Origin of the sequence: Streptomyces sp. SID3212, from assembly GCF_009865405.1 — a bacterium.
Taxonomy (GTDB): Bacteria; Actinomycetota; Actinomycetes; order Streptomycetales; family Streptomycetaceae; genus Streptomyces.
In genome coordinates, this window is record NZ_WWJY01000969.1 from 1 (window position 1) to 19,831 (window position 19,831).

17 protein-coding genes and 2 pseudogenes are annotated in these 19,831 nt (G+C 69.6%); 10 read left to right on the top strand and 9 right to left on the bottom strand.

Annotated features, from left to right (window positions below):
• Nucleotides 1-699: pseudogene (locus GT042_RS29030) on the bottom strand (chromosomal replication initiator protein DnaA); the annotation flags it as partial.
• 360 nt (nt 700-1,059) lie between these two features.
• On the opposite strand from GT042_RS29030, the gene rpmH reads away from it, so the two are divergent.
• From rpmH to GT042_RS29075, 9 genes are all read left to right on the top strand, one after another.
• A complete protein-coding gene (rpmH, locus tag GT042_RS29035; protein ID WP_030354375.1) occupies nt 1,060-1,197 on the top strand; it encodes a 50S ribosomal protein L34 in 138 nt (45 codons plus the stop codon).
• An 18-nt stretch (nt 1,198-1,215) separates the two neighbouring features.
• A complete protein-coding gene (gene rnpA / locus GT042_RS29040) occupies nt 1,216-1,587 on the top strand; it encodes a ribonuclease P protein component (RefSeq protein ID WP_161311679.1) in 372 nt (123 codons plus the stop codon).
• Nucleotides 1,584-1,943: a membrane protein insertion efficiency factor YidD gene (gene yidD, locus GT042_RS29045; RefSeq protein ID WP_161311680.1), complete on the top strand. Its 360-nt coding sequence runs from the start codon at nt 1,584-1,586 to the stop codon at nt 1,941-1,943. The genes rnpA and yidD overlap by 4 nt, the downstream gene beginning before the upstream one ends.
• 3 nt (nt 1,944-1,946) lie before the next feature.
• Nucleotides 1,947-3,248: a membrane protein insertase YidC gene (yidC, locus tag GT042_RS29050; protein WP_161311681.1), complete on the top strand. Its 1,302-nt coding sequence runs from the start codon at nt 1,947-1,949 to the stop codon at nt 3,246-3,248.
• 15 nt (nt 3,249-3,263) lie between these two features.
• Entirely contained in the window at nt 3,264-3,773 is a 510-nt protein-coding gene (locus tag GT042_RS29055; protein ID WP_161311682.1) for a R3H domain-containing nucleic acid-binding protein, read from the top strand.
• Between the two features lie 105 nt (nt 3,774-3,878).
• Entirely contained in the window at nt 3,879-4,595 is a 717-nt protein-coding gene (rsmG, locus tag GT042_RS29060) for a 16S rRNA (guanine(527)-N(7))-methyltransferase RsmG (RefSeq protein WP_161311683.1), read from the top strand.
• 265 nt (nt 4,596-4,860) lie between these two features.
• A complete protein-coding gene (locus GT042_RS29065; protein WP_161311684.1) occupies nt 4,861-5,934 on the top strand; it encodes a ParA family protein in 1,074 nt (357 codons plus the stop codon).
• Nucleotides 5,931-7,031, top strand: coding sequence for a ParB/RepB/Spo0J family partition protein (locus GT042_RS29070; RefSeq protein WP_161311685.1), 1,101 nt, complete (start codon nt 5,931-5,933; stop codon nt 7,029-7,031). Before GT042_RS29065 ends, GT042_RS29070 begins: the two co-directional genes overlap by 4 nt.
• Before the next feature lie 167 nt (nt 7,032-7,198).
• Entirely contained in the window at nt 7,199-7,816 is a 618-nt protein-coding gene (locus GT042_RS29075; protein WP_161311686.1) for a GNAT family N-acetyltransferase, read from the top strand.
• 82 nt (nt 7,817-7,898) lie between these two features.
• On the opposite strand, the gene trxA is transcribed toward GT042_RS29075, so the two are convergent.
• From trxA to GT042_RS29110, 7 genes are all read right to left on the bottom strand, one after another.
• A complete protein-coding gene (trxA, locus tag GT042_RS29080; RefSeq protein WP_161311687.1) occupies nt 7,899-8,246 on the bottom strand; it encodes a thioredoxin in 348 nt (115 codons plus the stop codon).
• A 52-nt stretch (nt 8,247-8,298) separates the two neighbouring features.
• The gene (gene trxB, locus GT042_RS29085) at nt 8,299-9,279 is read right to left on the bottom strand and encodes a thioredoxin-disulfide reductase (RefSeq protein ID WP_161311688.1); all 981 of its coding nucleotides are present in this window, start codon (nt 9,277-9,279) and stop codon (nt 8,299-8,301) included.
• A gap of 124 nt (nt 9,280-9,403) precedes the next feature.
• Complete coding sequence (locus tag GT042_RS29090; RefSeq protein WP_161311689.1) at nt 9,404-10,420, bottom strand: zf-HC2 domain-containing protein; 1,017 nt, start codon at nt 10,418-10,420, stop codon at nt 9,404-9,406.
• A complete protein-coding gene (gene sigM / locus GT042_RS29095; protein WP_161311690.1) occupies nt 10,417-11,118 on the bottom strand; it encodes an RNA polymerase sigma factor SigM in 702 nt (233 codons plus the stop codon). The genes GT042_RS29090 and sigM overlap by 4 nt, the downstream gene beginning before the upstream one ends.
• A 38-nt stretch (nt 11,119-11,156) precedes the next feature.
• On the bottom strand, nt 11,157-12,875 hold the full coding sequence (locus tag GT042_RS29100; protein WP_161311691.1) for a protein kinase family protein: 1,719 nt from the start codon (nt 12,873-12,875) through the stop codon (nt 11,157-11,159).
• A 119-nt stretch (nt 12,876-12,994) separates the two neighbouring features.
• On the bottom strand, nt 12,995-15,196 hold the full coding sequence (gene murJ, locus GT042_RS29105; protein ID WP_161311692.1) for a murein biosynthesis integral membrane protein MurJ: 2,202 nt from the start codon (nt 15,194-15,196) through the stop codon (nt 12,995-12,997).
• A 45-nt stretch (nt 15,197-15,241) separates the two neighbouring features.
• On the bottom strand, nt 15,242-17,554 hold the full coding sequence (locus GT042_RS29110; protein WP_161311693.1) for a DUF6049 family protein: 2,313 nt from the start codon (nt 17,552-17,554) through the stop codon (nt 15,242-15,244).
• A 212-nt stretch (nt 17,555-17,766) separates the two neighbouring features.
• Here GT042_RS29110 and GT042_RS29115 point away from each other — a divergent pair, with 212 nt between their 5' ends.
• Nucleotides 17,767-19,221: a CCA tRNA nucleotidyltransferase gene (locus GT042_RS29115; protein WP_161311694.1), complete on the top strand. Its 1,455-nt coding sequence runs from the start codon at nt 17,767-17,769 to the stop codon at nt 19,219-19,221.
• 11 nt (nt 19,222-19,232) lie between these two features.
• Here GT042_RS29115 and GT042_RS29120 read toward each other — a convergent pair.
• A pseudogene (locus GT042_RS29120) lies at nt 19,233-19,831 on the bottom strand (MFS transporter); the annotation flags it as partial.

The window sequence follows — 19,831 nt, forward strand, 5'->3', positions numbered from 1 at the left end:
CGCGCCCAGCGGTCCCGGCGCGCCCCGGTGCCGGCCCCCGCTGGGCCCGCCGCCGTGCTGCGGCGCCTGGGGGTCCTGGAGGTCGTGCCGCTCGTGCGGCTGCTCGTACTGCGAGCGGTCGGGACCCTGCGGCTGCCGGTAGTCGTGCTGCGGCTGCTGGGGGCGGGTGGTGGCGTACGGATCACGGTCCTGGTAGCCGCCGAGCCGGGGCTGCCACGCGAGGTCGTCCTGGGACTGCGGCCAGACACCGGGGTCGGGGCGCTGGCGCTGCTGGTAGTCCGGGTACGCGGGGCGTACCGACGGCATCCCGTCGTCCTGCGGGCGGTGCCCGTAGTTGTCGTATGTATCTGTCTGCCGCTGCTCGTCGTGGAGCGAGGACTGGTAGCGGTGCTGCTGGGGTACGGCGGGGGCGGGCGCGGGCTCGCCGGCCGAGTCGTCCACGGTGATCGCGATCCGGATGGGCCGGCCGCACTCGTGGCTCAGGGTCTCGCTGATCAACGGGGCGAGACGGCCCTCCAGGACCCGCTTGCCCCACTCGTTCGGGACGGCGAGCAGCGCCGTGTCGGCCACCAGCGCGAGAGGCTGGCAGCGCTCGATCCACTGCTTGTCCTTGGGCTCGACGCCCTGCTGGCCCTCCCTGAGGAGTTGCTCCAGCACTCGTGGCCACACTGCGGCAAGATCGGCAGGTACATCAGCCACAAGGCACGCTCTCTCACAGGTCCCACGAATATGTGGTTCTCGGGACGGGGTGGGAAGACCGGCGGAAAAAGAGCCGGAGTTCCGTCACGGTAGTCAGGCCGGGGTCCGACGTTCAAGTCGTTGTCCACAGCCTGTGCACAATGGGAGGTGGCAGCTCACTGGTTTGACCGGATGGCGTAGCCGCGCGTACCGTGACCAGGTCGAGTTGTCGATGGCTGCTGCCGCCTGCCTCCGATGGGCAAAGATCACGATCTGTGGTTGTGAAGCGGTGCACTCGGGCGTGGACGCGAGCTTCTCGTGGGCGCACGGTGACAGCCAGGCGACGCCCCGCCATCACTTATCACTTTCTGGAGCCCTCGAGTGAGCAAGCGCACCTTCCAGCCGAACAACCGTCGTCGTGCGAAGACCCACGGCTTCCGTCTGCGCATGCGCACCCGTGCCGGTCGTGCGATCCTCGCGACCCGCCGTGGCAAGGGTCGCGCCCGTCTGTCCGCCTGATCACCTACAGGTCATGACGTGCTGCCTTCCGAGAATCGGCTGAGGCGGCGCGAGGACTTCGCGACCGCGGTACGCCGAGGACGCCGGGCCGGACGCCCGCTTCTTGTCGTCCATCTGCACAGCGGTGCAACGGACCCGCACGCGCCTGGGGAGAGCGCTTCCCCGGTACGTGCGGGTTTCGTCGTAAGCAAGGCTGTGGGCGGGGCGGTGGTGCGGACCCGGGTGAAGCGAAGACTTCGCCATCTCATACGCGACCGACTGCTTGAGCTGCCCCCCGGTAGCCTGGTTGTCGTACGGGCGCTACCCGAAGCGGGTGACGCCGAATATGAACGACTGGCCCGAGACCTGGACGCCGCTCTTCAGCGGCTGCTGGGAGGGGGCACGCGATGAAGTACCCGCTGCTGGCTCTGATCAAGCTGTACCAGTGGACGATCAGCCCGCTTCTGGGCCCCGTCTGCCGGTACTACCCGTCGTGTTCGCACTACGGGTACACGGCCATCGACCGGCATGGCGCGGTGAAAGGCACGGCGCTGACCGCCTGGCGCATTCTGCGGTGCAATCCGTGGTCGCCAGGTGGTGTGGACCATGTCCCGCCGCGCAAGCGCCCGCGTTGGCACGAACTGCTGCGCAACGCGTGGCGGGGCAGCAAGAGCGGGCACTCCGTCGCCGGCGTGCCTTCCGGGGCGTCGGCCCCCGAACCTCCCAGTCCGGCCGCAGAGACCTCGCCCAAAGCTCAAGGAGCCTGATTAGTGGACACGATTGCCGGATTCTTCAGTTTCATCACCACGCCAGTCTCGTGGGTCATTGTCCAATTCCACAGTCTGTACGGGGCGATCTTCGGGCCCGACACGGGCTGGGCCTGGGGCCTGTCCATCGTGTCCCTGGTGGTACTGATCCGGATCTGTCTGATCCCGCTTTTTGTGAAGCAGATCAAGTCGACCCGGAACATGCAGGTCCTCCAGCCCAAGATGAAGGCGATCCAGGAGCGCTACAAGAACGACAAACAGCGCCAGTCCGAAGAGATGATGAAGCTGTACAAGGAGACGGGTACCAACCCGCTCTCCTCGTGTCTTCCGATCTTGGCGCAGTCCCCGTTCTTCTTCGCGCTCTACCACGTGCTGTCGAGCATCGCCAACGGCAAGACGATGGGCGTGATCGACCAGGGCTTGCTGGACAGTGCCCGTAAGGCGCACATCTTCGGCGCCCCGCTGGCGTCGAAGTTCCTGGAGAGCAGCTCGAAGGTCGAGGCGCTGGGCGCGTCGCTGACCAACGTGCGCATCGTCACAGCGATCATGATCCTTCTGATGTCGGCGTCGCAGTTCTACACGCAGCGCCAGCTGATGACGAAGAACGTCGACCTGACGGTCAAGACGCCGTACATGCAGCAGCAGAAGATGTTGATGTACATCTTCCCGGTCATCTTCGCCGTCACGGGCATCAACTTCCCCGTCGGTGTTCTCGTCTACTGGCTGACCACGAACGTGTGGACCATGGGCCAGCAGATGTACGTGATCAACCAGAACCCGACACCGGGCAGCAAGGCGCAGGACGCGTACCTCGGGCGTCTGCTGAAGAACATCACGACGCACGAGCAGGTCAAGTCCAAGCGAAAGCGGACGATCGTCGGAGCGATTGTGGCCAAGGGGCCCGACCGCAACGACAACGAGCGTAAGTTCTTCCTGAACCTGGCGAAGGCGGGCCTGGTGCCCCAGGCCGACGGCACGGTGGTCAAGAGCGACACGGTGGCGGCCGAGGCCGAGGCGGGCGCCGCCGCGGCCCGGCGGCAGCAGCCGAAGCGCCTGACCAAGGCGCAGCGCCAGGCGGCGGCCGCCCAGGCGACGGCGGACCAGAAGCCGGCCGGTCACGCGCCGGAGAACAAGGCGGCGGACGACGCCGCTCCGGTGGCGAAGACCTCGCTGGAGAAGCAGGACGAGCCGCGGGACTCCACGTCCAAGCCGTCGGGCAAGCCCGCCGCCGGTTCCTCCCCACGCCAAGCCAAGGCGGGACAGCGCAAGGGCCAGCAGCGGCCCAAGCACCCGTCCAAGAAGTAACGAAGGAGTCCATCCGTGACGGAAGGCACCATCTCCGCCGCCGCCGAGGGGGGCGACACCCTGACCCGCCTTGAGCAGGAAGGGGAGATCGCGGCCGACTACCTCGAAGGCCTGCTCGACATCGCCGACCTCGACGGTGACATCGACATGGACGTCGAGGCCGACCGGGCCGCGGTTTCGATCATCAGCGACAGCGGCCGGGATCTCCAGAAGCTCGTCGGGCGTGACGGCGAGGTTCTGGAGGCGCTCCAGGAGCTGACGCGGCTCGCGGTGCACCGGGAGACCGGGGACCGCAGCCGGCTGATGCTCGACATCGCCGGCTTCCGGGCGAAGAAGCGCACCGAGCTCGCCGAGCTGGGTGCCAAGGCAGCGGACGAGGTCAAGTCCACCGGTGCCCCGGTGAAGCTCGATCCCATGACGCCTTTCGAGCGCAAGGTCGTGCACGACGCGGTCGCCGCCGCGGGTCTGCGCAGTGAGTCCGAGGGCGAGGAGCCGCAGCGCTTCGTCGTGGTCCTCCCTGCCTGATCGCACCTCTCTTTTCGGCCCCGCCCTGTTCGCAGGCGGGGCCGAATTTTGTCAGCCTGTTAGTCAGCCGCCCTCGGGGTGGTTCGGTACGGAAGGACGGTCCCCGTGACAGAGGCAGCAGAGCTTTCCCCTCCGCCGGACGAGGCGCGGACTCTTTTCGGCGCGTCCTTCTCCTCGGCGGTCCGCTACGCGGAGCTGCTGGCGGACGCGGGGGTCAAGCGCGGCCTGATCGGGCCGCGGGAGGTTCCGCGCCTCTGGGAGCGGCATCTGCTGAACTGCGCGGTGCTGTCCGAGGTCGTCCCGGAGGGGGTGACGGTCTGCGACGTCGGCTCGGGCGCGGGGCTGCCGGGCATACCGCTGGCCCTGGTGCGGCCGGATCTCAAGATCACGCTGCTGGAGCCGCTGCTGCGGCGTACCAACTTTCTCCAGGAAGTGGTCGAGCTGCTGGGGCTGGACCACGTCACGGTGGTCCGTGGGCGGGCCGAGGAGGTCCTGGGCACCCTGCCGCCGGTCCATGTGGTGACGGCGCGCGCGGTGGCCCCGCTGGACCGCCTGGCGGGCTGGGGAGTGCCGCTGCTGCGTCCCTACGGGGAGATGCTGCTCCTGAAGGGCGACACCGCCGAGGAAGAGGTCAAGGGGGCCAGGGCCGCGCTCAGCAAGCTCGGCGTGCTGGAGGCCTCGGTGCTGCGGGTCGGGGAGGGTGTGGTGGATCCGCTGGCCACGGTGGTGCGGGTGGAGGTCGGGGAGAGCCCCGGTGGCGTACGGTTCGCAGCGAAGCGGGCGAAGGCCGCGCGGACCAGCCGTACGCGACGGCGCCGCTGAGCCGTACAGTCCGTAGTGCCTATCAGTGATGCTCCATACAAGCTGCCATACCTACGCATTGCGGAGTGTCGTGACGGTCTGAACCTGCGGCGGATGCATCGTGTTTCACGTGAAACACCGTTCATTGCTTCAGGGAATCATCGGCCGTGGCCGCGCGGCAGCGACGCCGCGTGGTCGAAAGTCCCTCGTTCGAGGCATGGGGTTGTCCACAGAGGTGGATTCATCCACAGAACCACGGGCCTCACTGGTTCACGACCCCGAAAGCATGGCAGGCTCTATTCATTGCGAGTCTGAAGTCGAGGAGAGTGAATCCTTGCGGTCCGACGCCAACATCGCGGGACCGATGACCGATCCGGTCCCCGGTCCCCGTACTGAGTCGGCGGGGGAGGATGTTTCACGTGAAACACCGCCCCCGATGGACGACACCCCCATTGGCCGTGCCGCTCAACTGGCGGTGGAGGCTCTCGGCCGCGCCGGCGAGGGCTTGCCCCGCCCGGAGCAGACGCGTGTCATGGTCGTCGCCAATCAGAAGGGCGGGGTGGGGAAGACCACCACGACGGTCAACCTGGCCGCCTCGCTCGCGCTGCACGGCGCGCGCGTTCTGGTGATCGACCTCGATCCCCAGGGGAACGCCTCCACGGCGCTCGGGATCGACCATCACGCCGAAGTCCCCTCGATCTATGACGTCCTGGTGGAGAGCAGGCCACTGTCCGAAGTGGTCCAGCCTGTACCCGACGTCGAAGGCCTCTTCTGTGCCCCGGCCACCATCGATCTCGCCGGTGCGGAGATCGAACTGGTGTCGCTGGTGGCGCGGGAGAGCCGGCTCCAGCGGGCGATCGACGCGTACGAGCAGCCGTTGGACTACATCCTCATCGACTGCCCGCCGTCGCTCGGCCTGCTGACCGTCAACGCGATGGTCGCCGGCGCGGAGGTGCTGATCCCCATCCAGTGCGAGTACTACGCGCTGGAGGGGCTGGGTCAGCTCCTGCGTAACGTCGACCTGGTCCGTGGCCATCTCAACCCCACGCTGCACGTGTCGACGATCCTGCTCACCATGTACGACGGCAGGACCCGTCTTGCCTCGCAGGTGGCGGAGGAAGTACGCAGTCACTTCGGGAAGGAGGTGCTGCGGACGAGCATCCCTCGGTCCGTGCGCATCTCGGAGGCGCCGAGCTACGGCCAGACGGTGCTGACGTACGATCCGGGATCCAGCGGGTCCCTGTCCTACCTCGAAGCCGCCCGTGAGATCGCTCTTCGGGGAGTCGGGGTGCACTATGACGCCCAGCAGGTCCATGTGGGCAGCCAGAACAACCAGCAGATGTCGGAGGGGATCCAGTGAGTGAGCGACGTAGAGGGTTGGGGCGTGGGCTTGGTGCGCTGATCCCTGCCGCTCCCCCGGAGAAGCAGGTGCCCTCCACCGGAGTGGCCACGGCGTCTCCGGGAGCGACGCCGATGCTGACCGCCGAGCGGGGTGTGGCGGCGGCGAAGGTCACCGCCCTCCCGTCGGCGGCTTCGGTGCCGGACGCGGAGAGGATCATCCCGGAGCAGGACGAGGCGCCCGAGCCCGCCCCGGCGGCCGGCGCGCACTTCGCCGAGCTGCCGATCGACTCCATCACGCCCAACCCGCGGCAGCCCCGCGAGGTGTTCGACGAGGACGCCCTCGCGGAACTCGTCACCTCCATCAAGGAGGTGGGGCTCCTCCAGCCCGTCGTCGTACGGCAGGTGGGTCCTGAGCGCTACGAGCTGATCATGGGCGAGCGGCGCTGGCGGGCCTGCCGGGAGGCCGGCCTGGAGCGCATTCCCTCGATCGTCCGCGCCACGGACGACGAGAAGCTGCTGCTCGACGCGCTGCTGGAGAACCTGCACCGCGCCCAGCTGAACCCGCTGGAAGAGGCCGCGGCCTACGACCAGTTGCTCAAGGACTTCAACTGCACGCACGACCAGCTGGCCGACCGGATCGGGCGCTCGCGTCCGCAGGTCTCCAACACGCTGCGCCTGCTGCGGCTCTCTCCCTCCGTGCAACGCCGGGTCGCCGCAGGGGTCCTGTCGGCGGGTCACGCCCGGGCGCTCTTGGCCGTGGAGGACTCCGCGGAGCAGGACCGGCTGGCTCACCGCATCGTGGCGGAAGGGCTCTCGGTGCGGTCGATCGAAGAGATCGTGAAGCTGATGGAATCGGGGCCGCAGGCCGGTCCCAAGGCCAAGGGGCCCCGGGCCGGGGCCCGGCTGTCCCCGGCGCTGGGCGATCTCGCCTCGCGCCTGTCGGACCGCTTCGAGACCCGGGTGAAGGTCGACCTGGGGCAGAAGAAGGGAAAGATCGTCGTCGAGTTCGCCTCGATGGACGACCTGGACCGGATCCTTGGCACGCTGGCCCCCGGTGAGGGCCGGATCCTCGACCAGGTCCTCACCGAGGACGCCGGGGAGGACGACGAGAGCTGAGGCTCGTGAACGGGCCACGGGGCGGGCTGTGTTCTCCGGTTACCGGAACACAGCCCGCCCTTTGCTGTCTCTCGGTGTGCGAGGAACCCTGAGGTGGATACGATTCGTTCTGGTATGGCGCATCCATTGTGATCCGCGACGTGCGAGGGAAGTGGGGAACAGCCTCTATGGGGCGTCGGCTTGTACCGCTCACGCTGGACAACCTTCCGGACCTCCCCCCACGCTGCCGGGCGTGTGTCTTCTGGGAGCTGGATCCGGTCAGCGGAGAAGCCGCGGTGAAAGCGGGCACACCCGAGGCGGAGAAAGAGGCGTGGATCTCCGCCGTCCTGCTGGAGTGGGGATCGTGCGGCCGGCTCGCGTATGTCGACGACGTGCCCGTGGGCTATGTGCTGTACGCGCCTCCCGCGTACGTGCCACGGGCCACGGCCTTTCCGACGAGCCCGGTCTCCCCTGACGCCGTCCAGCTGATGACCGCCTGGATCGTGCCGGAGTACCAGGGGCAGGGACTGGGCCGCGCGATGGTGCAGACCGTGGCGAAGGATTTGCTGCGGCGGGAGTTCAAGGCCGTCGAGGCGTTCGGCAACGCGCGCTGGAAGGAGCCGGCCTGTGTGTTGCCCGCCGATCACCTGCTGGCGGTCGGCTTCAAGACCGTCCGCCCCCATCCGACGTACCCGCGGTTGAGGCTGGAGCTGCGCACCATGCTCTCGTGGAAGGAAGACGTGGAGCTGGCGCTGGACCGGCTGCTCGGCAAGGTCCACAAGGAGCCCGCGCTCCGGCCGTTGTGAGCCGGGGGCCGGTCGGCCCGTACACGCGGAACGGGCCCACCCTGGCGGGATGGGCCCGTTTCACGTGAAACATCGCGAGGCGTCAGGCCTTGGTGACCTGCTCACCGATGAAGCCCTCCAAGTCGCGCACCAGCGCGGCCTTGGGCTTCGCGCCGACGATGGTCTTGGCGACCTCGCCGTTCTGGTAGACGTTCAGCGTCGGGATGGACATGACGCCGTACTTCGCTGCGGTGGCCGGGTTCTCGTCGATGTTCAGCTTGACGATCTCGATCTGGTCCCCGTGCTCAGCAGCGATGGCTTCCAGCGACGGAGCGATCTGGCGGCAGGGTCCGCACCATTCGGCCCAGAAATCCACCAGAACGGGCTTGTCACTCTTGAGAACGTCTTCTTCGAATGAAGCGTCGGTCACATGCTTCAGGGCGCCGGCCACGGCGGCCTCCTTCGGGTTGTGGGTGGGGCAGGGGTGAAGTGGATCGTGCCGGTCAGAAGGTCGCGGTCTTCTCGGGCTCGGCGGTGTGCGCGTTGTCCGCGTCGCTCAGCGCCGCGAGGAAGCGCTCGGCGTCGAGGGCGGCGGAACAGCCGGTGCCCGCGGCGGTGATCGCCTGGCGGTAGGTGTGGTCGACGACGTCGCCGGCGCCGAACACACCGGACAGGTTCGTCCGCGTCGACGGGGCGGCCACGGTGAGGTAGCCCTCGTCGTCGAGGTCGAGCTGGCCCTTGAAGAGCTCGGTCCGGGGGTCATGGCCCACCGCGATGAACAGACCGGTCACCGCGAGCGCGGAGGTCTCGCCCGTCGTGGTGTTGCGCAACGTCAGGCCCGAGAGCTTCTGATCGCCGTGGATCTCCGCGACCTCGCTGTCCCAAGCGAACTTGATCTTGGGGTCGGCGAACGCGCGGTCCTGCATGGCCTTGGAGGCCCGCAGGGTGTCGCGGCGGTGGACGATCGTGACGGACTTGGCGAACCGCGACAGGAAGGTGGCTTCCTCCATCGCGGTGTCACCGCCACCGATCACGGCGATGTCCTGGTCCTTGAAGAAGAACCCGTCACAGGTGGCACACCAGGAGACGCCACGCCCGGAGAGCGTGTCCTCGTTGGGCAGACCGAGCTTGCGGTGCTGGGACCCGGTCGTGACGATCACTGCCTTGGCACGGTGGACCGTGCCCGCGGTGTCGGTCACGGTCTTGATCTCACCGGTGAGGTCGACGGCGATCACATCGTCGGGAACCAGCTCGGCGCCGAAGCGCTCCGCCTGTGCCCTCATGTTGTCCATCAGATCCGGACCCATGATGCCGTCACGGAAGCCGGGGAAGTTCTCCACATCGGTGGTGTTCATCAGCGCACCGCCTGCGGTCACCGCTCCCTCGAAGACCAGCGGCCGCAGTGCCGCACGCGCTGTGTACAGCGCCGCGGTGTAGCCGGCGGGCCCGGAACCGATGATGATCACATTACGGACGTCGCTCACGGGATTCTTCCTCGTCTCTGCAGACTGCTTACTGCCTACTGGGGCCAGATCCACGACCTACACCCACGCAACGGATCCTACGGGTCTTACATTCCCGTGGACCCGTGACGGCGCGGAGGGGTGGTCAGTGGCGCGGGTAGGAGTGCGTCAGCAGGACGGTGCCCTTGCCGGTGGGGGCGGTGTCGACGCAGGCCGCGTCGATCACGTACGCCTGGACCCTGGTGCTGTCGTCCGCCTGCGGCATGATCACGAGGTAGGCGCTGCTGCCCTGGTAGACGCCCTGCTCGATGGCGAGGACGGGGTCGGTGCGGCCGGTGCCCAGCTGGACGCAGGCCGGGACCGGGGGCGCGGACTGCAACAGGGGAGTGTTGGTCGTCCGCTCGTCCGCGCCGGGGTTGTCCTGCTGCGGCCGGAAGCTCTTCTGTCCTGAGGACTCGCCTGAGGACGCGGAAGGGTCGGTGGCGAGCAGGGCATCCACCCGCTCCTGGAGGTCCCCCTCCGAGATCACGTGGGGGCCGACCGGGGCGGACTTGGCCGCTGAGGCGGAGTCGGCGGAGCTGGCGCCCTGGGACGACGTCGCGATCGAGTGGAGCAGGAAGACGCTCACGCCGACGGCCGCGGTGCCGAAGAGGGCACCGAGGACGGTGTTACGGCGACGACGGCGGCTCCGGGCGGTCCGGCCGGGGCCGGTGGCCGCCCGGGGACGCCCGGCGGGCCGGTCGGTCGGGACGGCCGATACCTTTCCCGGCACGTCGGGGGAGGCGTCCGAAGATGATTCGGGGGACGTTGTTTCACGTGAAACATCTGCTGCGTCTGCGTCTGTGCCGGCGTCTGTATCTGTGTCCGCGTCCGCGTCCAGGTCTGCGTCCGCGTCGCCGGGCGCGGTGGCGGCCAGGAGCGCTTCCGCCGCCAGCGCCGCGTCGATACGCCCGGCGATGTCCGCCGGCATCCTCGGCGGGCCGGGCAGGGTGCCGAGCAGTCCCCTGATCTCCTCCAGTGACGCACGGACGTCGGCGCACAGCGCACAGCCGTCGAGGTGCTCCCGCACCTCCGCGGCCCGGGACGGTGCGAGCAGCCCCTCCGTCAGGTCGGAGATCTCCGAGACGTCCGGGTGCTGAGTTGTGTCGGTCGTCGATGTCACGCGCGCCCACCTCCGCCCTTCACTACAGGATCACTCGGTGCTGAATCCTTCGGCTCCGATGCCGGTGGGACGGATGTCCCCGGCGTCCGGTTCCTTCCCCCGGCGGGCTGACCGCTATCCCCGGGGTCCGCCCGCAGATGGGTGAGGAGGGGGAGCAGTCTGGCCCGGCCGCGGGCGCACCGGCTCTTCACCGTCCCGGTGGGCACTCCCAGCACCCGTGCGGCCTCCGCCACGGGGTATCCCTGCATGTCCACGAGGACCAGTGCGGCGCGCTGGTCGACGGGGAGCCTGGCCAGGGCCGCCAGCAGCTCACGGTGGAGATCCTGGCGCTCGGCCGGTGCCTCCGCGGATTCGTGGGGTTCGAGGAGCTGCTCCAGCCGCTCGGTGTCCTCCATGGGAGAGGTCTTGCGGGAGGCGGCCTTGCGGGCCCGGTCGAGGCAGGCGTTCACGGTGATGCGGTGCAGCCAGGTCGTCACGGCGGACTGGCCGCGGAACGTGTGGGCGGCCCGGAAGGCGGAGACCAGGGCGTCCTGGACGGCGTCGGCCGCCTCCTCGCGGTCCCCCAGCGTGCGCAGGGCGACCGCCCAGAGCCGGTCGCGATGGCGCCGTACCAGCTCGCCGAAGGCATCGGGGTCGCCTGCGACGTGCGCGGCCAGGAGGTCCTGGTCGTCCATGTCGCCGAGCGCGGCGTCGTCCAACGGTGAGCCCCCTCCCCCGGTCCGGTCGGCCGGCCAGGTCAGCCGGTGATCTTGATTTCGGAGACCTTGCCCCGGAAGAAGGAACCGTCGGACGGCGGGAGCTTGGTCAGCCAGACCAGAACGTACCGCGTCCGGAACGGCTTGCCGGGCTTGAGCGTGACATCCGTACCGGATCCCTCCGCGACCTTCCCGAACCCTGTCAGTTCGGTGGGCTGCTCCGTCGTCCCGGGGGACGCGGCGCGCAGCTCCACGGAGGTGTCCCCGCCGTCGAAGGAGACCTTCACGCTCCGGACCTGCTTCGCGCTGCCGAGGTCCAGGACGATGCCGACCCCGGGCTTGAGGTTGCCCAGCCGCGCGCTCAGGTAGCCGTCGGTGTTCCAGTACGTGCCGGGGTCGCCGTCGTAGCTGTTGCTTATCCCGGCGGGCTTCTCGGACCTGTCCGAGCCGAACGGGTCGAAGTCGTGGGCGCCGACGACGGCGATCGGCCTCGCGGGGCGCGGTGCCTTGTCGCCGGTGTCGTTGGTGGTGCGGGTGGTCCCGGGATCGTCCCGGTTGTTCTCGCTCCCGAGGACCCGGTCGGCGACCTGCCAGCTGCCCAGGCCCAGCGCCGCGATGAGGAGCGCGGCGACCGTCCATTTCAGCGCCTTGCCGGTGCGGCCCTGGAGCGGGGGTGGCGGGACCGGCACGGGCCGGCTGGGAACGGTCCCGGGGCCGCCCGGCTGCTGGCCGTACACACCCTGCTGGCCGTACGTGCCCTGCTGGTACGTGGTGCGCTGGTAGTCCGGCGGCGACACGAACGACGGCTCGGGCGGCCGGATGCGCGGCATCTCCGCGACGGCCGCGGCCAGTTCGTCCGGGGTGGTGCAGGGCGGCTCCTGGCGGGAGGCCGTGGCCCCGTCGTTGACCAGGGCCCGCATCGCGAGTTCGGACAGACCGCGGTGGATGCCCGCGCGCACCTGGTCGGGGGCGATCAGCCCGACGCCCTTCGGGAGCCCGGAGAGCCCGTACGCGTCGGTGTCGTACGGCCAGCGCTGGGTCAGCGCGGCGTAGAGCAGCGCGCCGATCGCCTCGGTGTCGGTGCGCTGGGGCCGGTCGGCGCGGATGCCGCGCAGCGCGGCGTTCACCGCGAGCCCACGGATGCGGTACTGGCCGCTGGAGGTGCGCAGGACCGCTCCGGGAGTCAGCCGCAGATGGGCGAGGCCTTCCCGGTGGGCCGCCGCCATGGCCTGGGAGAGCTGGCTGACGAGCTGATAGGCGTCGTGGGGCTCCAGGGGGCCCGCGGCGAGCAGCGCGGTGAGCTCGACGGAGTCGGGCAGCCACTCCTGGACGACGTAGACGAGGTCGTTCTCCTCGACGGCGTCCAGGACCTGGACGAAGCGGGGGTCGCCGAGCAGTGCCGCGGAGCGGGCCGCGGCGAGCACGGAACGGGCCCGTGGGTGGTCCGCGGGAAGGAGGTGCACGCCGACGGCGCGGCGCAGTTTCTCGTCCACGGCACGCCAGCTGCTGAAACCGTCCAGACGGGTGACGCACTCCTCCAGGCGGTAGCGTCTCGCGAGCTTGTGACCGCTGTGCAGTTCCGGTGCGGCGACCGCCGGGTCGGTGCCCCGCCGTTCGCCGTCCGTGCCTGTGGCGGACTCGTCCGCCGTGCGCGGGGTCTTCGACAACCCGTCGGCCGTGGCCTTGTCCGCCTTGGCGGTCGGCGGCTCGTCGCCGCCGTTGTCGGCCACGTCGACGGCAGCCGTGCTACGTTCCGCCACCGTCGCTCCTGCCTCCCCATCCGTTGCGTGCTGTCCAACAGCCCAGCCAATTGTGCCCACAGTCGGACGCTATGCACGACACGCGGCGGCCGGTGATGGTTGTGCCCGGCCGCCCCGCTCTAGCGTCCCAGGCGGCCGCGCACCATGCCCACCATGGAGTTGAGTTCTTCGATCCGCATCTTCTTCGCCGCGACGAAGAAGACCGCCAACAGGACGAGCCCGCCGGCGACGAGCGCCACCAGTGACGCCCCGGCGCTGCTGCCGAGCGACTGGAGGAGGAAGTAGGCCGCCGCGCCCGCGACCAGGGCCGCCGGGACGGAGGCCAGGCACAGCCGGGCGTACGTCCGCATGACCCGGCCGCCGTCCAGATCCCCGCCGAGGCGCTTCTTGAGCCTGCGCCAGGCGATACCGACACCGACCGCGTAGGCCAGCCCGTACGAGGCGGCCATGCCGACGACGGCCCAGCGGGCGGGCAGCACCACGTAGCAGAGGGCGGAGGCGCCGGCGTTGACGGCCGCGACGATCACCGTGTTGTAGAAGGGGGTGCGGGTGTCCTCGTACGCGTAGAAGCCGCGCAGCACGACGTACTGCACCGAGTACGGGATCAGTCCGAGGCCGAACGCCATGAGGATGAAGCCCATGGACCGCGCCGACTCCAGGCCGCTCGACGAGAACAGCAGAGTGGCCATCGGGACGCCCAGCGCCAGGAACGCGAAGGCGATGGGGACGATCGCGACCGCCGAGTTGCGCAGCCCCTGGGAGATGTCGTCGCGCACCGCGCCCGGGTCGTCGTCCTGGGCGGCGCGGGAGATCCGCGGCAGCAGGGCGGCCATGACGGACACGGTGATGATGGCCTGCGGCATGCCCCAGATCAGCTGGGCGTTGCTGTAGGCCAGGATGCCCGTGCCGTCCTTGCCGGAGGCCTTGCCCGCCGCGGTGGCCAGCTGGGTGACGACCACCACGCCGAGCTGGTTGGCGAGGACGAACAGGACCGTCCACTTGGCCAGCTTGACGGTCTTGCCGAGGCCGTGGCCCTTCCAGTCGAACCGCGGACGGAAGCGGAAGCCCGCCTCGCGCAGGTAGGGAACCATCGCGAGGGCCTGCACGGTGAGACCGAGCAGGGTACCGACGCCGAGAAGGCGCACCCCGTCGGGCGGGATGGTCCCCACCTTCATGTCCGAGGCGTCGGCGGTGCCGTACACCCAGATGAACAGGCCGAACGTGGCGATCACGACGATGTTGTTGAGGACCGGGGTCCACATCATCGCGCCGAACTTCCCGCGCGCGTTGAGGATCTGACCCATGACCACGTGCACACCCATGAAGAAGATCGTGGGCAGGCAGTAACGGGCGAAGGTGACGGCCACGTTGTTCGCGGCCACGTCGCCCGCGATCGTGGGCGACATCAGATGGATCAGCAGCGGAGCCGCGAACACCGCCGCGGCCACGATGACACCCAGCGCCACCACGACCAGCGTCAGCAGCCGGTTGGCGTAGGCCACCCCGCCGTCGTCGTCGTTCTTCATCGACCGCACGAGCTGCGGGACGAACACCGAGTTCAGACCGCCGCCGACGGTCAGGATGTAGATCATCGTCGGCAGGGTCGCCGCGACCGTGTACGAGTCACCGAGCAGCGCGGCGCCGAGCGCGGCGGTGATCACCAGGCTCCGGACAAAACCGGTGAGCCGTGACACCAGCGTGCCCGCGGCCATCAGCGCGCTCGACTTCAGCAGACCCGACGCCCGCCCGCCCGCCTTCGCGGGCGGCGGCGGCACCGGGACCGCCTCGGGCTCCGTCGCGACCGGAGTCCTGGCCAGGCCCTGCTGATCCCGGTACAGGTGCGCGAACGCGTCCGGCGGCGGCGCCTCCGCACCGGCCTGCGAGACCAGCTCGTCGACCCCCGTGAACTGGGTGGTGCGCGGGTCGTCCCCGTACGGCAGATGACGTGACACCCCGGCCGGCTCCGGCGGCGGGGTCTGCGCCCACACCCGAGGATCCGGCGGGTACTGCTGCGCCGGCGGCTGGTACAGCTGCGTCGTGTCCTGGTACGGGCCGGGAGGCGGCGGCGGGTGCGACGCGCGGTCGTACAACGCCTCGCCCACCGGATCCTGCGCGGTCACGTCGTGCGCCCAGTACGGATCCTGCCGGTAGGCGTCCTGGACATAGGGGTCAGGGACCGGGGGAGTCTGCGCATACGGATCCGGGGCGTAAGGATCCGGGGTGGCATAGGGGTCCTGGGCGGGCCGGCCAGAGGGCGGGACCTGGCCTGCCGGATCGCCGGCCGCGCCCTGCCCGCGGTCACCGTCGTACGGCGCGTTCATGGTTACCCCACCTCATCGTCCCCGGCCGACCGGCCACGACATCGCTCAACGGTCCACTTTCTCACCCGTGTCCGACGGGCTTGCGCTTTCCGGTCCGGTGTCCGGTGTCGGGTCACTCCGCTGCCCGGGATCCGCGTCCCCGTCGTCCCCGGGAACGGACGCGCCGTCCCCGGCCACGGCCGCCGCCTTGCGCGCCGCCGCCCGCTTGCGCTGGCTGTACATCTTGACCCCGGCGAGCGCCAGCAGCAGCACCCCGGCGGCCATCACGAGCAGGACCGTCGGGGTGACCTCCGAGACCTTCACGTTGAACCTCATGCTCTTGCCGTACGGCTTGCCGTCCACCGTGTACAGCTGAGCGGTCACCTCGACCCGGCCGTTGGCGTTGCCCGCGGCGGAGAACTTCACCGACTGGCTGTGCCCACCGTCGATCTTGATGGGCTGCTCCGCGACGTCCTTGCTCCCGTCGATCTTCAGACGCGTCGGTTGCCCGGACTCCAGGCGCAGCATCAGATGGTCCACCCCCTGGAGCAGGTTATTCTGCACGGTCACCGGGATGGTCGCGCTGCGCCCCGACAGGGTGAGGTCGGACTTCGGGACCAGCTGGACCTCGTCCGTCAGGGTCTTCAGGTACGTGTCCACGCTCCGCCGGTACTGCTCGGCGTCGGTACGGTCCCCGCGCCACGACGTCGACAGCGCGCGGTTGATCGCGTTGCTGAAGGGCGCGTCGACCCGGTCGGGCAGGCTCAGGACGGCCTTGAACTTGTCGAGCGCGTCCTGAGTGGTCCTGATCTCCTGGAACGCCTGCGTCGACAGTTCCTGGTTCCGGAGCTTCTTCGGGTAGCGGGAGGAGCCCGGCACCTTCGTATTGGCGTCGGGGTCCGGCTTGGCCGCGGCCGCCGCCGGCAGGTCCGAGGGCTGCGTCCAGCGCTCGGCGTCCAGACCGCGCAGCGCGTGCGCCATCGACTGCGCCTGGGCCACCGTGGGCATCCGCTGGGGGGCGACCACGATGCTGCGCTGGTTCCCGGGCTGCTGGAGGGTCACGGCGAGGGACTGGGCGAGGAACTTCTGCACCGCGAGGATCGAGTCGTCCGCCGACGTCATGTCGCCCTGGAAGGCGGTGGAGAGCCGGGTGTCGGCCACGACCGCCGTGGTGCCGCCGCCGATGGGCCGGGCCGCGGTGGGCGTGTAGGACAGGTTGTCCTGGAGGCTGTCGCTGCGGGTGATCACCTTGTGCGCGCCCGCCGAGGTTGCCACGTCGACGATCGAGGGGTCGATCGCCCCGTTCACCGGCCAGGCGAAATCGACCGACGGCTTCACGTGCAGGATGGTGTCCACGGTGCTGACCGCCGCGTCCGTGGCCGGCTGGAGCTGGCTGAGCGAGCCGGAGACGTTCTTGCCGCGGTGGGCCAGCGACGCCAGGTCGGGGTCGGCGAACGGCAGTGCCACGACCTTGCGGTCCTGCACGGCCTTCTCCAGGGAGTTCAGCCACTGCCTGGCCACGCTCTGGCTCTTCCCGGGGACCGTGGTCTTCCCGCTCCTGACCCGGTAGTTGCCGGCCATCGCGTCGGCACTGGCCAGCAGGTCGGGATCGATGACCCAGGTCACGGGAAGCTGATTGCCGAGCGACACCATCTGGTCCAGCCGGCCACCCGGAGCCAGCTCCCCGGCCAGGTCGTCGTTCTCGAAGACCGGAGTCTGCTGGTCGTCGGACCCGGTCTGCGCCGACATGCGCGTGGTCGAGATCAGCGGCCACAGGTAGGTGATCTGGGTCTTCTTGCCCGTCGCCTCGGGCTGCCAGGGAAGGAAGGTCCGCTGGACGCCCACCACGTGCTCGTACGGGGCGTCCACCGTGTCCCCGCTCACCGAGACACCGAGCTGGTACACCCCGTCCTCGCCCAGGCCGAGCTTGCCGACCGGAACGGACAGGGAGAAGGTGTACGGCACGCCCGGGGCGAGCTTCGCGAGGTCGACCTTGTACGCGCCGCCGAGCGGCGGCACCTCGGCCGCCGTGTCGGGGGAGCGCTCAGCCGCGTCGTCGATGGCGGTCCGCCCGGACAGCGGCGGTCCCACCCGCAGATCCACCCGCGCCTCGGTGACCGCGCTCTTGCTCCTGTTGGTCACCGTGCCCGAGACGACCAGCGTGTCGCCCTTCACCGGAGCACTCGGCGTCAGCGTGTCGAGCGCCACAGCGACCGTACGCGTCCCGGTGGCCTCCGCCGCGGCCTGGGCCGGGGAAGCCCCCGCACCGCCCACCAGCGCGCCCAGGAGCGGCGCACCCGCCATCAGGGAGGCTGCGCGCCACAGCCACCGGCGGGCAGGAGAGTGACCCCTCCCCTGGAAGTCTGCCGCCTCGGCCACGCGCTCGCCCGTCCCTCGTCATCGTCTGCTGCCGTTGGTGGTTGTCGACTGCTGCGTCCACGCATGGTAACGATGTGCGCTGTGGCGAAGTGCTGGGCACCGCCCCACATGATCGGAAGAATCTCATGCCCCGCCCGAAACCCGTGCATCGGAGGCCGGGCCACCGGAAACGGGGGAGCCCGCACCGGCCAGGACACGTAATCTTTTCTGTTGTGCCGAACGCCAATGAAGACAATCCCAGCGCACTGAACCAGGTGCAGCGCCGCGCGGTCAGCGAACTGCTCCGGGTGTCCCCCGTCGCGGACGACCTCGCACGCCGATTCCAGGATGCCGGATTCACGCTCGCCCTGGTCGGCGGTTCCGTCCGGGACGCCCTCCTCGGCCGGCTCGGCAACGACCTGGACTTCACCACCGACGCCCGCCCCGAGGACGTCCTGAGAATCGTCAGGCCCTGGGCGGACTCGGTCTGGGAGGTCGGTATCGCCTTCGGCACGGTCGGCAGCCAGAAGGACGGCTACCAGATCGAGATCACCACGTACCGCTCCGAGGCCTACGACCGGACCTCACGCAAACCCGAGGTGTCCTACGGGCGGACCATCGAGGAAGACCTCGTACGCCGCGACTTCACGGTCAACGCGATGGCCGTCGCCCTGCCCCAGAAGGACTTCATCGACCCGCACGGCGGCCGTGACGACCTCGCCGCCCGTGTGCTGCGCACCCCCGGCACCCCCGAGGACTCCTTCTCCGACGACCCGCTGCGCATGCTCCGGGCCGCGCGCTTCGCCGCCCAGCTGGACTTCGAGGTCGCCCCCGACGTGATCGCCGCGATGAAGGCGATGTCGGAACGGATCGAGATCGTCTCCGCCGAGCGGATCCGCGACGAACTCAACAAGCTGCTCCTCTCCGCCCACCCCCGCAAGGGCCTGGCGCTGCTCGTCGACACCGGCCTCGCCGAGCGGATCCTGCCCGAGCTGCCCGCCCTGCGGCTGGAGAGCGACGAGCACCACCGGCACAAGGATGTGTACGAGCACTCACTCACCGTGCTGGAGCAGGCCATCGACCTGGAGGAGGACGGCCCGGACCTCGTCCTGCGGCTGGCCGCCCTGCTCCACGACATCGGCAAGCCCCGGACCCGGCGCTTCGAGAAGGACGGCCGGGTCTCCTTCCACCACCACGAGGTCGTGGGCGCCAAGCTCACCAAGAAGCGCATGACCGCGCTCAAGTACTCCAACGACCTGATCCGTGACGTGTCCCGGCTGGTCGAACTTCACCTTCGGTTCCACGGGTACGGCACCGGCGAGTGGACGGACTCGGCGGTCCGGCGCTACGTCCGCGACGCCGGCCCGCTCCTCAGCCGGCTCCACAAGCTGACCCGCTCGGACTGCACCACCCGCAACAAGCGCAAGGCGAACGCCCTCTCCCAGGCCTACGACGGACTGGAGGACCGGATCGCCCAGCTCCAGGAACAGGAAGAGCTGGAATCCATCCGGCCCGACCTCGACGGCAACCAGATCATGGAGATCCTCGGAGTCGGCCCGGGCCCGGTCATCGGCGCCGCCTACACGTTCCTGCTGGAGTTGCGGCTGGAGAACGGGCCGATGGAACGCGATGCGGCCGTCACCGCCCTCAAGGAGTGGTGGGCCGCACAGGACTCCGCGCAGGACTGACAGCGGCGGGGTCATGTTTCACGTGAAACATGACCCCCGTCGAGGTGTTCCCAGGGCGATGTTTCACGTGAAACATCGCCCTTGCGCGTCATCGCCACGGCGACAGCGGCGTAGAGAAGCGCCACCGCCACCACCAGCGGCGCCGACCGGCCGTCCTGCGGAAGCACCAGCGCGGCCACCCCCGCCGCCGCCACGAAGGCGACGTTGAACAGCACGTCGTACAGCGAGAAGACCCGGCCCCGGAACGTGTCGTCCACCGCCGTCTGCACCACCGTGTCCGTCGCGATCTTCGCCCCCTGCGTCACCAGTCCGAGAACGAACGCGGCCACCAGCAGCGGCGCGGGCGCGAAGGGCAGCCCCAGAAGCGGCAGCAGCACCGCCGCGGCGCCCGCGCACCACGCCGTCCAGGCGGCGGTACCGAGCCGCCCCGCCGCCCACGGAGTGAGCACCGCGGCGGCGAAGAACCCGGCCCCGGACACACCGAGGGCCAGACCGAGGAGTGCCAGCCCGTCCGACTCCCGGTCCGTCCACGCGTACCGGCAGAGCATCAGCAGCATCACCGTCAGCGCCCCGTAGCAGAAGCGCATCACCCCCATCGCCGCCAGCGCCC

What these genes read in the sequence shown, in the direction of transcription:
- yidD (WP_161311680.1), top strand. Translation starts at nt 1,584, where the DNA reads ATGAAGTACCCGCTGCTGGCTCTGATCAAGCTGTACCAGTGGACGATC.
- GT042_RS29065 (WP_161311684.1), top strand. Translation starts at nt 4,861, where the DNA reads ATGGCAGGCTCTATTCATTGCGAGTCTGAAGTCGAGGAGAGTGAATCC.
- GT042_RS29075 (WP_161311686.1), top strand. Translation starts at nt 7,199, where the DNA reads ATGGGGCGTCGGCTTGTACCGCTCACGCTGGACAACCTTCCGGACCTC.
- murJ (WP_161311692.1), bottom strand. Translation starts at nt 15,196, where the DNA reads ATGAACGCGCCGTACGACGGTGACCGCGGGCAGGGCGCGGCCGGCGAT.